Here is a 13,305-nt window from a genome sequence, read left to right on the forward strand (position 1 = left end):
TCCGTTATAGCTGAAAGGTCAGTCCTCTGCTTGAAGACTGACCTTTCAGCAGCCCGTTAGGGGCATAATCAAACGTCATGCTATCCAGTGATCCGCCCGCAGCAGCACTCGCCCCTGCCAGACTCTTCATGTTTGCTGTACCGGCTCCACCGCTAATATCCATTTGAGTCACTTGGCCCAAACTATCCAGTTTGGACTGGACATACATAGACGTTCCGGAAGCATCGGTCAGCACATAGCCTGTGCGAGATTGCTTGTTGTACTCGTAGGTTATTTGCGTGCCATCCGGGTACTTCAGACCAGTCAACGCCCCATCTGCTGGGTCATAGGCATAAGAGGTCGTTCCCTGCCCATCTGTCATGCTGGTTCTGCGTCCCGCACGGTCATAGGTGTAGTTGGTTTTAAAATCCGGTCCCGCTGCTTCAGTAACCAGCCCACCATAGTATTTATTTACAATAGCATGAAGTAAGCGCAATTAAGGACTGATAATTAAAAAAAAACCACAACACGAAACTATATCGCATTGTGGTAAAATGTTTAAAAAATCCTATTTCAATATTTGCACAGTCCCCGCCTCTACATCAATTAGAAAAACTCTGGGATCCATACCATATCTCCCATTTTTATGTTCGTCCAGTGTAGACAACTCGTATTGATTCGGTACATTTGTCGGTTTTAAAATCCCCCAAGCCCAGTCCTCGCTACCTCCACCTGAATAGCCCTCATTTTCCTTTCTAATTGAAATAGCGATATTTTTTTCTTCTCCTGTTGAAATATTTTTCAAGTGCAATTGTTCCCTACTATTCCTCTGGAAAGGATTAATTAAATCAATGCGATATTCATATTTTTGATCTGAAGTTAAGCGTATTGGATCACTATCAACATTATCATATAGCCATCCTCGAGTGGGAGTTCCATCTACTAAATAATAAGAAAAAAATAGTAAAGATACCATCAATATTGCTGACACCAAATATTTTATCCCACTAAATGGTGCCCATCCCTGCCAAATATACGTTAACGATATTAATACAATTATAATTGACGGAACTCCAAATAAAACCAATGTAGCGGTTCCCAAGATATCATGTCCATGTTGAAAGCCCCCCGTTGAGCCTAAAATAAACCATATGAAAGCCGCTATATTTATAAGAATAGGTATCATCCATATTATTTTGAACCAGATAGGCATTTTACTCATTTACTCCCTCCTGTCTATGTTTGATTTTTTACTTTTCAATTTATATCATATCTAAATAGTGCTTATCCTTTTAAAGTGTTGCTCAGTTTTTCATTGAATTTTTATACCTTGCTTCAGAAAAATTATGTTGTAACAAAAGTGGCTTTACGTATTTATCCAATGTATTAGGATTATTATGCATTACAGAATGGGCTTCAATTCGATGTGTAGAAAAATATGAAGATAATTTAACTTTAATATTTTCAGCGCCACTGAATGTACGCATCGCTTGCCCCAAAGTCCAAATACTCCCTCCAAGTTCTTTTTGTACTAAATCATAATCGTTATATACATTGATATGTTGTCCTACATCCGTTTTCAGCTTATACCCTCGTACTGGTGTCGCAATGGTGATAAGAGTATCAACGCGCACCCCACGTTTAGCCAAAATATTAGTTGCCATTATGGACACATTACCTCCATGGCTATGCCCCATAATCCGTATAGGTTCTTTTGGATGAGCTTTGTGATAATTATAAATTTCATTCGCTACAATTTCTGCCCCTTAACGCGGGCTCCATTGTTATTCTTACCGCTCCATCGCGGAGTATCAATCGGTTCATGAAAAAGTTCCTTTTCAATGTAACTTTTACTATTATTCCATGTATTTGGATAAGCAAAAGTACCGTGAACTAGCCAAACTTTATGCCCACTTGGGTCAACATAAATCAACGGATTATTATTCACATACGCATACCAATTCAAGCTCTGCGGATCGCTCATCTCGCCTTGATACGTATCCTCGCCCATAAAACGGGCTGTGCCCGGATCATACCAGCGAGCCCGCAAATACTGGAGTCCGGTCGTGTCGTCCCAATACTCGCCAGCATAACGTAGCACGTTTGGTACGGTCTCTTTCACCGTCTTCGGGCCGCCCCAAATGTCGTAGCTGTAGCTGTTCAGCTCCTTGCCCGAGCTATCACTCAGGCCCACTACATCACCGTGGCCATTCAACTGATAATATTGTAACTGACCACTTGCCTTGTCTTGTCTGGCCCACAGTTGACCGGACAAGTCATACACATAGGCATACGTGATCTTCGCTGCTCCACCTTCGACCTCGGCCTCCGCCATCAGCTTCGCTTCTTCGTCATAGTAATACCGGGTCGTTTTACCGCCCTCTGTACGCTCGTACAGCAGCCCGTCTCCGTTATAGCTGTATCCAACCTCTTTCCCTTCACCGCTCACATGGGTCAGACGACTGACGGAATCATAGCCATAACTGGCGTTTTCCATACCGAACACTTTGCCGCTGCCTTCGGCGCTTCGGTTTCCATTCGGATCGTAGCCGTAGGTCTTGTTCTTCTCACCTGCGGCTTCGCTGGCTATTCGGTTTGACGGGTCGTATCCAAATTGATCCGTGGTTCCGTTTTGTGTACGTCCGATGATGTTTTTATTGGCATCCCGCTCATACCCAAATTGGTGCAGCGCCGTACCGCCTTGCTCCACCGTTACTCCGGACAAATCCAGTCCGTTATAGCTGAATCGCGTACTCAGCCCTCGGCTTGAGGACTGACCTTTCAGCAACCCATTCGGTGCATACTCAAACGTCATGCGGTCCAGTGAACCGCCCGTAGCAGCACTCGCTCCTGCCACACTCTGTACGTTGGCTGTCCCTGCTCCACTACTAACGTCCATTTGAGTCACTTGGCCCAAACTATCCAGCTTGGACTGGACATGCATAGACGTTCCAGAAGCATCGGTCAGCACATAACCTGTGCGAGACTGCTTGTTGTACTCGTAGGTTATTTGCGTGCCGTCCGGGTACTTTAGTCCGGTCAACGACCCATTTGCTGGATCATAGGCATAGGAGGTTGTTCCCTGCCCATCTGTCATGCTGGTTCGGCGTCCCACAAGGTCATAGGTATAATTGGTTTTAAAATCCGGTCCCGCCGCTTCGGTAACCAGCCTGTCCGCGTTATATTGAAAGGTGACTGCTCCGATTTATTTGTAAATATATATAAATTATAATAAAAAACCACAACACGAAACTATATCGCATTGTGGCTAAATGTTTAAAATCTTGTATAGAGAAGAAAGAGCTTGTAGGCGAGGCTCTTGGAAATTTCGTAATTCCCCTTTTTAAGGCCTTTCACATTTAGTTTTGTATCAATTTATTAAGAGAGTGATACGTATCTTCAGTCATAAATACTCCAGTTATCCTCTCATTTACAAAGCGAACTATATCGAGTGGATCATAATCAATATTGGAATCTATATAAATTAATTTAACGTTTGATATCCCCTTCCGAATCAATTTTTTTCCTAATTCTTTATCGCCCTTACCTAGATAGTGCATCCCCAAATCAGTGAAATTAGTAACATGTTTTGGACACTCTTGTATCGACTCATTTAATAATGAATCAAATTTACAAATGTCCATACTCTTGTAATGCCAAGCAAGAATGTAAGACAATATGGAGGAAACTTCACAATTTACTGTACTTTTTAGTTCGAGCGCTTTCCTTACCAGCTTTTCATCTAAGCCACCTAAATACCAATCGGAGAAGAACAACATTAAGACAAAAAACAACAAATTGTCCTTGTGAAAGGCTAGAGCATTGTTGAGATACTTAGTAGCTCGTTCATAATCTTCAATCGGAGAAAGTGTCTCCAAAATGACCAATCTAGCCCAACCATCAACATCATTTGGATTTACTTTCACATAGTCTAGCATTAGTCTTTCTGCTTCCTCAAGAAAATCCCTACTAGCAACTAATTTTGATACAGTCTCTTGCAATTTTATATCTTCCATTTTACCACTCCAATTTATTTAATGAGGTTTCCAATTACCCTGTCAGCAGTTCCCATAAAGGTATTCACATTAATAACTGCACCATTTTCAACGTAAAATCTTATTGTTACATCATATCCGTTAATTTTGGTATGCATTTGGTTTGAACCTTGTTTTAACTTAGAGGGATCTACAGAGCCAATTTTTCCAGTTATGCTACTGAATATTGATTGTTTATCTTTTCCTAATTTCATTATCCCGTCTTTAATATGGTCGGTTGAGAATACATGTTTCTGATATCGATTAAACAAGTCTGTCTTGAAGCTGATTTTTGTAAAACCTGTTGTTCTTCCCTTAACAGACTTTCCACCAGTATTACCAATCATCCCCATCGCAGCTATGCCAAGGACTTCGGCATCGGTCCACTTTTGGTATGCACTTAACAACTGTCCTCTAGCCCAATCTGACTTGCCAGCACTATTCTTATAGCCACTCGTTCCCGTTAACAGGTCGTATAAGTAATTATACTGGTTTGCTCCTCCAAAAACCGACGAAAAATCGTATCGTTTCCGTATGAAGTCCTTGTATAACTGATAATCCTGATTCTTGCTGGAACTCGATTTAACCCTCGCTTCATTTAGTAATATTCTAAGTTCTTGATAATCAAGGGTTTCGAAATAATGTCCACTTGGATCAATATAAATTAACGGATTATTCGCTACATACGCATACCCATTCAAGCTTCGCGGATCACTCATTTCTCCCTGATACGTATCCTCGCCCATAAAACGGGCTGTGCCCGGATCATACCAGCGGGCCCGCAAATACTGGAGTCCAGTCGTGTCGTCCCAATACTCGCCAGCATAGCGCAGCACATTCGGTACCGTCTCTTTCACCGTCTTCGGGCCGCCCCAGATATCATAGCTGTAGCTATTCAGTTCCTTGCCTGTACTATCACTCAGGCCCACCACATCACCGTGGCCATTCAGCTGATAATATTGCAGCTGTCCGCTTGCCTTGTCTTGTCTGGCCCACAGTTGTCCAGACAAGTCATACACGTAGGCATACGTGATCTTCGCCGTTCCACCTTCGACCTCGGCTTCCGCAATGAGCTTCGCTTCCTCGTCGTAGTAATACCGGGTTGTTTTACCATCCTCCGTACGCTCGTACAGCAGTCCATCTCCATTGTAGCTGTATCCGACCTCTTTGCCCTCACCGCTCACATGGGTCAGACGACTGACGGAATCATAGCCATAACTGGCGTTTGTCATACCAAACACTTTGCCGCTGCCTTCGGCGCTTCGGTTTCCATTCGGATCGTAGCCGTAGGTCTTGTTCTTCTCTCCTGCGGCTTCGCTGGCAATTCGGTTGGACGGGTCATATCCAAATTGATCCGTTGTTCCATTTTGTGTACGTCCGATGATGTTTTTATTCCCATCTCGCTCATAACCAAATTGGTGCAGCGCCGTACCGCCTTGCTCCACCGTAACCCCGGACAAATCCAGTCCGTTATAGCTGAATCGTGTACTCAAACCTCTGCTTGAAGCCTGACCTTTCAGCAACCCATTAGGAGCATACTCAAACGTCATGCTATCCAGTGAACCGCCCGAAGCAGCACTGGCTCCCGCCAGACTCTGTACGTTGGCTGTACCGGCTCCACCGCTAACGTCCATTTGAGCAACTCGGCCCAAGCTGTCCAGTTTGGACTGGACATGCATAGACGTCCCGGAAGCATCGGTCAGCACGTAGCCTGTACGAGACTGCTTGTTGTACTCGTAGTTCATTCTCGTGCCATCCGGGTACTTCAGCCCGGTCAACGATCCATCTGTCGGATCATAGGCATAGGAGGTCGTTCCCTGCCCATCCGTCATGCCGGTTCTTCGTCCTGCGTTGTCGTAGGTGTAATTGGTCTTAAAATCGGGACCCGCCGCTTCGGTAACCAGCCCGTCCGCGTTATATTGAAAGGTGATTGCTTCCGATTTCCCTGTCAGCATACGGGTGATATTACCATCCGTATCGTAAATATTTTGCGTTGTTCCACCACTTGCTTTTTCAAGCAACGTCCGTCTGCCCAGCTCATCATAGGAATACATATTCTTTTGCCCGTCAGGATACTGAACAGTCTTCAAATTTCCGGCCAGATCATACATATAGCTAACCTGCTGTCCGGATGGATCGGTGACCGAGGTCATTTGTCCCAGAGCATCGTAATCATAGGTCATGCGTTGGCCGTTACCGTCCGTCCGGCTAGTGACCATGCCCGCATGATTATAAGCTAACGACTCAAGTGGCTGAAATGATCCATTTGTAGCTTCTTGTGTGGAAGTCACACGACCTAAAGCATCTGATACTTCACGCACACGATAACCGGACGCATCCGTCTGAGTCACGGTACGTTCCACCGCATGATACGCCACGGTATCTGTTGTTCCATCCGCATAGGTCGTCTTCACAGGCCGTCCAAAAGCATCGTAGGCATAGTGAGTGGTTGCTTGTTCGGCATCCGTGCTTTCTACCATATCTCCATGATCATCATAACCATATCCGTAAATCGCATCACCCACCTGCTGCTGGAGCATTTGTCCGAATGGATTATACATTCTTTCAGCGCTCACGCCATCCGGTCCGGTGACGGTGACATCGTTCGTATCATCCTTATACACCACAACGGTCTGAGTTCCATCCGGATAAGTAACCTTCGTTACACGCCCCAATGCGTCATACACATAGGACTCCGTTTTGCGCTTGGCATCGGTTTGGGACTTGATTTCTCCAGTCGGATAGTAATCATACGTATACTCAACACCTTTAGGCAAAAGCTGCCTTGTCGCGAGCTGAGAACCATAGGATGATTTATAATCAATAGACACATCCGTATAGTTTCTATCGTCAATCAGAACTTTCTGACCGCTTACATTCCCTTTTGCATTGTAAAAAGTATAGCTGTGTGATAAAAGCTTGCCTTGCTCTGTACCTTCATAGTTTTTTAGTTCATACAATGTGCCCTCTGCTTTATAGGTTCGAACTGTCGTTCCGGTTTTTCCTTCACTTATTTTCCTAACCGTCTGAACAGGTTGTACCCAGAAAAAAGGCTCATTTGAGGCTTTATACGTATGAACAGTCTCCGAACCCGTACTTTGGGATATTTTCAAAGGCAGACCATATTCATTGTACTCATAGAAGGTCGTCACTGGTTCTGATGAAGAACCACCCTCCGTATAGGACTCTCGCATTTGCGCAGGCAAATTCCAGTCCATGGCATCCTTATACGTGTAGTTTACATGATAACCGGTGGAATCTCCCTCTTGATCATAGCGGTTAAGAACCCATTTGTCGGGTGCATGATCTCCTCTAAAGGTTTTACTGAAATGGAAGGTTTCCGTTGTACGTGTTCCTGTAGCAGTCACCGTCCATTCGGCGTTTTTGCCATAGCTGGCTAGATCTTCTCCCGAATAGGTGAAATCGGTTTTATTTAAAAAACGGTTACCTGCCGTTGTACTGTACACATCTGCACGTGAAACCACTTTAAACACGCCTTGTGTACCATATACGCCTATTTGCTTGTTATAGGCTTCGTAACGTATGTCTGTAATGGACGAAGTAGGTCGTGCAATTCGTGTGAGCAGCGCAGTTGTATTTTGCTGTAAGACCCCAGCTTTCCCTTCACTATCTGCTACCAAATTAAACGGAGCATCCATGAAGGTATACGTATAGCTTGTGCTTCTTGACAGGGAATCCAGCACTTCCGTGAGCACCTTGCTGCTTCCCTCGCCACTTTGACGATAGGTGTACTGATGGTCCGTCCCCTGCTCCTTGACGACAAGTTGTCCGGCATTGTAAGTGAAGTCAAACGCTCTGCCATCATTATTTCGAATCGAACGAAGGAGCCTAGCTCCACCAGAACTTGAATAATCAAATTCCACCCGATTCTTATACGCATCCTGGATTAAAATCAAATAACCATCCTGATCGAGATAATAGTCGTTTCCATTCAGCTCTGATATTTTGTATTCACTTCGTAATCCCTGCACGCTTGCACTTTGATCTGTACTGATCTTCAGATCTTTGTATGCATATCCTTCAAGCTTTAAATCATTTTTCAGTTCATAGGAGCCTGTTCCAGGCATGTACAGATACCGTTTACCGTCCTGTTTCTGCATATGAGGAAGATCCCATTTCCAGCCTCTTCCCAGACTTGAAGCTGCTTCCTCCTCGCGGATGGCACTTGTGTTTGTGTACACCCCTTCATTTTGCTGCATACCAATCTGGTTATTCGCCAATGAACTGTTATACACACGAGTCAGTGCAAAGGGCAATGACCCCGGCAGCACCAGGTCCGTATTTTGAACGATAAGCTGTCCAGAAGCGTTTGATACACTGTTGTCACCGTAATCCAGCCCATAACGCGAAGCATCATCACTCAGCCTGCTTTGTGCAAGCGCCGCTTGATCAAAAGGAGCATACACATCTGTTGTAGCAGAACCCTGCAACAAACTTTGTTTAAGTAAACCCTGCCCGATCAGACCGTTTTTTTCTGGATTCGGTGCATACACGGAATCATGTACACCGGGTACGGATGGTATGCCTACCTCAGTCGTCTCAAGAACCAGCGATGGTTCCTCGTCCTTATCCAGCGGTTTGGGATTCACCACTTCATCCTGAACGGGCTTTTCACCTGCCTGTAGTTCAGCCGACTCCTTGGACGGTTCCGTCTTCGCTTTTGTGCTCAATTCAAGCCCATTTTGCTGTACCCACAAGGCAGGACTTTGTTCAGGTAATGAGTTTTCCCCGCCATTTTTTTGCCATGCTTTATAAATATCATATAAGGTATAGCCTTTGGATAACTGTGCATTGACCCAAGCCTGATCCTTACCTGTTTGCTGTGCAAGCCATGCTCTGGTAATAATCTGTGGAGTGGAAGACGAAGAAGACTGAGAAGCTGCCGCCTCTCCTTTCCCTTCTTCTCCATATACCCATGTACTCCATGGACCCAGCAACATTACCACACATAATAGACTACAAATATAACGTTTAAACACTCGCTCACCCCTATTTAATTTGTAAAAGGAAATACCTTCTTCAGCCGCATACTGACGTTTCCGTTTAAATCATAATGCAGCTCGATTTGATCTCCGGTGGAAAAAATAACTTTATTCAGTCGGTTCCCTTTGCCGTATTCATATGAAGTATCCTTGCCAAGCGCCATATGTGCTGCCTTAATTACGGTTTGTAATGCGCCACTATTAGTTTCTGTCAGCTTCACATAAACGGTTTGTCCTGCCTTCATCTCATACTCTAAAACAGTGAAATTCCAACCATATATTTGCTCTTGCTCTGTTGAGGAGACAAGCTGATTAGAAAAATCAGGGTCGGTAAACAAGGTTACAATAGGCTGCTGCGCAGCTTCGTTGGATTTTTCCTTCACCGCAAAACGGTACATTCCGTCTTCTTTGGGCGTAAATCGATATTTCCCTTGCTGACCTGCCATAAAGTCAGCTTCCTTTTCTATGAGTTCAATGAGCTCGTCCAGCTTGCTGTCATCGTTATTTTTCATAGCAAACAAACGATAAGGCGCTCCAAAGTTAACAGCAGGAGTAGCTGCTGCTACGGCAAGATGAATGTTTGCTTTACCTGGCACTTGCTGTAGATTATCTGTCGCCTCTTTATGTTCACGAATCACTTTTCCAGCCTGATCCGTAACGGTATATTGATACGTTCCACCAGCCGTCTTTGCATTCGTCAAGACAGGGGCCTCCTGACTTCCGCGATTGATCCATACTTCCTGCTTTCCGCCAGACAAAGACGTTTTTAACAACGCTGGGTCAGTACCCGCTTCAGCCTTGATCTCATTTCCATAATTAAAAGTTACTGCCTGTGGTGAAGTCACAGTCACGACTAGCGTTTTTCCAGCCCCAAGTAAGATCATAGGCAACGAAACACTCATGCCTGCGTCATCCACCTTGGAATGAACACCGGTACCTTCTCCATATATGGCATAGTCATAGAGACGATTTTCACTTGCAGCATTGGAGGTCAGCGTAGAAGTCTCTGTACCTGTATTCACGAATACGTAGCTCTCTCCTTGATTAACGGTTACCTGACCTGCCGGAGCTTGGGCATCATCCACGTCGAATATTCCTAATGGACCGCCAAACGTAACCGGTATATCCGATACAGAAGTAATCACCACGTAGCCACCAGCCTGTACTAGAGGCAATTGCGTTGTATCATTCACTTGAGTGAAAGTTCCGTCTGCACGGTAATTGGTATAGCTCCACTTCATACCGTTGGCAGAAATGACATCCAGGGCTTTGTCTATAGAACTTACATTAATAAATCTCCGACTTTCTCCACGTTTTAACGTAATTCGATGGAATGCCGCCTGCCCGCTGAGCAAAGCCTCTACTTTACTGCTATAACTAAAGGTGATTGGCCGATCTGATACATTGGTGACAATTGCTTCACCGCCCGCGACAATCTCCGGATCTACTATATTGTTGAAATGATCTGATGTAAGTAAACGAAGTCCTCGATAGCTTGCAGAATCAAAGCGTGCATTCCCGCTACTTTTATCACGCCGCAATGAGTTCGATTGGCTATCATGATTCCGGAAAACATACGAATCCCCCGGTTCCAACGTCGTTTGGCCGATACCATTGTCATCTGCGCTGGCCTTAAAGCTCCGATAGATACCACCAAAGGTGATCGGCGTGTCACTGGTTACCGTCACGCTGGCCTTTTTGCCTGCACCAACCAGAAAGGTTGAGTTTCCAGTACTGCGTCTGGATTCCTCCATGCCGTTCGCTTTATACAGGACCACATCAAATTTGCCCTTAACGGTTGGAGCGGTGCTGTGCAGATTCCTTAAATGATCACTGATATTCGTATAAGCATAACTTTCACCCTTCGATAAGGTTACGCGTAAAAAGGCAGGATCCTTGCTCGTTTCCCAGGAAAAATCGTCCGTATAATCAAATGTAATCGGTCCTGGGCCCATCACAGTCACAATGGCATAGCCTGAAGCTGGAATCATAGGACCAGCCTGGCTGTTAAAACCGTAGGAGTTTACCGTTCCATCTGGCTTGTAAATAGCATAATCGAACAAGCTTCCTGCCTTTCTTGAGTTGTTGTAGATCGGGTTCATCAGCGTGCCGTTATTATGGAAAATGTAGCTCTTGCCTGCCTCAAACTCGACACGGCTGATCGCATCCCCGCCCACAGGACGGGCGATAAAGTTACGGTAAGGTGCGCCGTATGTAACCGGGTTGGCCGTAACCTGGGTAATAACCGCGTATTTGTCTACACCGACCTGCGGCTTGGCTGAAGTGCCAGTGCCACGCGAGGATTCCGTTCCATTGGACAGATACACAACATAGTCCAATTTATCCTTGGGTGTACCATCACTTTCAATTGAATCTAATCTGGTTCCAACATTAATAAACTGGTAGCTTTCTCCTTGGTTCAAGGAAACCCGTGCGTAAGCAGGTTCTCCGGTACTTTCTGTACTGTATTTTCCGTATGGTAAACCAAAGGTCACAGCATTTGAAGTGCCGCCTGTAACGATCAGTTCCTCTCCTTCAGCCAAAGAGGGATGAGCAATGCTGTTAAGGCCAGAGGCGGCTAAAGTTCCATCTGCCTTGTATTTGGCAAAATCAAAACGGCGATTGTCCTTACTTGAACCATCATGCTGAATTGAGCGGGCAGTCCATCCGTCATTTACGATCCGGTAACTCTCATTCTTAGAGACCGTAACACGTTCCAATGCCGGGCTCTCCGATGTGCTGTAGGTGAAGACATCCGTTATCTTTACGGTTAATGTTGTTGTCCCTGCATTCGTAATAAATGCTGTACCTCCCCCGGGAACACCAATGGGGCTTATGCCGTAATCCATATGGACAGTGCTGATATCTCCGTCCTCTTTGTAACTCACACTATCATACAGAATGCCTTTGGATTCGGACGCGTTACTGTATATGGATTTACTAATCGTATCTGTATTCTCAAATTCATACGTTTCCCCGGGATTAATAGGGATCGACGTATATTCCACCGTTGCCGCCAAGCTCATCATCAGTGCGTTATAGACGCTGTTTGTCGCAGAAGCGGACGGGGTGAAAGAAACCGTTCCATCAGAAACCTCAAGTTCCTCCTGTGCCGTATCCGCTTGATTTTGTTCTACTCCGTCCCTCGTGTCTTGCTCCTCCGCTCCTGCCACATTAGGCAAGCACAGCAAAGTGTTTGCTGCCAAAAGTGCCGTCAGAAACCATACCATTATCTTTTTACAAAACATCTGACTGGATAACCTCCTCTTGTCATTCAGGAAATAGTTGGGTATACTTTGGGTCCCCAATCCATTTCTCTCTCTTATAAACCTTACAATCATAAAAAAAGAACATCTTTCCTCCATTCCCATAATAAATACAACAATTTAATATATCGGCCCCCTAAACAGCCCTTTTCATAGGTCAAATGGACCTTATTTTCCATAAACCGGTTAAGCCCATGGGATTAAAAGAAAATCAGGAGGGGAGTCACTTGCAAAGTCCCCTTCGGGTATAGTAGTATGTGGTTAAAAAAAATCGGAGGATATATGCCTAAACAACAAGATAAACATTCCATTCAGGCGTGGTCTCTGATCAATCGCAAATATTTGGGAAAAGGTGTGCGCGTCAAACGTTTTCGCAAGCCGACACGCTGTCAAGTACGCAATCGTGTTCTGCTAGCCGTTTTGATGGCTAATGACATTAAACTGTCTCAGCTTGCCGAGGAGCTTTCCATTTCCTCCCGTAGCGTCAGCGCGTGGGTATATGAAGGCCGTATTCCCGGCAACACTAATCTGGAAAAAACGTGTAACACACTTGGTTATCCGCACCATATTCTGTTTAACGAAGAGGTTGTCCGGCGTTCACCGCTCATCTGTCAGCCATCACCGTCCCGTTTTATGAAACGGACTGTGACTCGTTCCCCGGTCAAAAACCGGATTTTGGCGGGTCTGTGTATGGTCCATGATATTTCGGTGACCGATGTCAGTCATTGGATTGGCGTTCATCCCGGCACATTCCGAAAATGGTTGCATCAGGGTACCGTTCCTTCTCAAACCTTCCAGGATCAGGCGGAACAGTTTTTCCGCATTCCAAAATCCATTTTGTTTGCTGATGCCATGCTGAAAAAGTGAGAATGCCCGTTAAAACTAAACGATTGTACTTTACCTGAAAGTCTATGAAAGGAACGCATTACCATCTTTCATTCCACAAGACTTTCGCTTGTTGCAAATCACGGAATATAAGAACAAAAAAAGCACAGTCTGCCGTTTTCCCGGCGTACTGTGCTT

Annotated in this window: 8 protein-coding genes; 1 reads left to right on the forward strand and 7 read right to left on the reverse strand. The window is 45.0% G+C overall.

What is annotated here, in order from left to right:
* Positions 1-4: 4 nt before the first annotated feature.
* The 7 genes from ACQ4MX_RS04885 to ACQ4MX_RS04915 all read right to left on the reverse strand — a co-directional run bounded on the left by ACQ4MX_RS04885 (position 5) and on the right by ACQ4MX_RS04915 (position 12,264).
* On the reverse strand, positions 5-475 hold the full coding sequence (locus tag ACQ4MX_RS04885; protein WP_431089594.1) for a hypothetical protein: 471 nt from the start codon (positions 473-475) through the stop codon (positions 5-7).
* A gap of 72 nt (positions 476-547) precedes the next feature.
* Positions 548-1,201 (reverse strand): hypothetical protein, encoded by a 654-nt coding sequence (locus ACQ4MX_RS04890; protein WP_431089595.1) that lies wholly within the window; start codon positions 1,199-1,201, stop codon positions 548-550.
* An 82-nt stretch (positions 1,202-1,283) separates the two neighbouring features.
* Positions 1,284-1,736 carry a lipase family protein gene (locus tag ACQ4MX_RS04895; RefSeq protein WP_431091254.1) on the reverse strand — a complete coding sequence of 151 codons (453 nt, stop codon included), beginning with the start codon at positions 1,734-1,736 and terminating at the stop codon, positions 1,284-1,286.
* A complete protein-coding gene (locus ACQ4MX_RS04900; protein ID WP_431089596.1) occupies positions 1,730-3,076 on the reverse strand; it encodes an RHS repeat domain-containing protein in 1,347 nt (448 codons plus the stop codon). Before ACQ4MX_RS04900 ends, ACQ4MX_RS04895 begins: the two co-directional genes overlap by 7 nt.
* Positions 3,077-3,338: 262 nt before the next feature.
* Positions 3,339-3,995 (reverse strand): hypothetical protein, encoded by a 657-nt coding sequence (locus tag ACQ4MX_RS04905; protein WP_431089597.1) that lies wholly within the window; start codon positions 3,993-3,995, stop codon positions 3,339-3,341.
* A 14-nt stretch (positions 3,996-4,009) separates the two neighbouring features.
* Positions 4,010-9,013 (reverse strand): RHS repeat-associated core domain-containing protein, encoded by a 5,004-nt coding sequence (locus ACQ4MX_RS04910; RefSeq protein ID WP_431089598.1) that lies wholly within the window; start codon positions 9,011-9,013, stop codon positions 4,010-4,012.
* 14 nt (positions 9,014-9,027) lie between these two features.
* Positions 9,028-12,264 (reverse strand): hypothetical protein, encoded by a 3,237-nt coding sequence (locus tag ACQ4MX_RS04915; protein ID WP_431089599.1) that lies wholly within the window; start codon positions 12,262-12,264, stop codon positions 9,028-9,030.
* A 300-nt stretch (positions 12,265-12,564) separates the two neighbouring features.
* Here ACQ4MX_RS04915 and ACQ4MX_RS04920 point away from each other — a divergent pair, with 300 nt between their 5' ends.
* Positions 12,565-13,149 (forward strand): helix-turn-helix domain-containing protein, encoded by a 585-nt coding sequence (locus ACQ4MX_RS04920; RefSeq protein ID WP_013370447.1) that lies wholly within the window; start codon positions 12,565-12,567, stop codon positions 13,147-13,149.
* The last annotated feature ends 156 nt before the right edge of the window (positions 13,150-13,305 follow it).

It is taken from the genome of Paenibacillus sp. 8b26, assembly GCF_050626875.1.
Taxonomy (GTDB): domain Bacteria; phylum Bacillota; class Bacilli; order Paenibacillales; family Paenibacillaceae; genus Paenibacillus.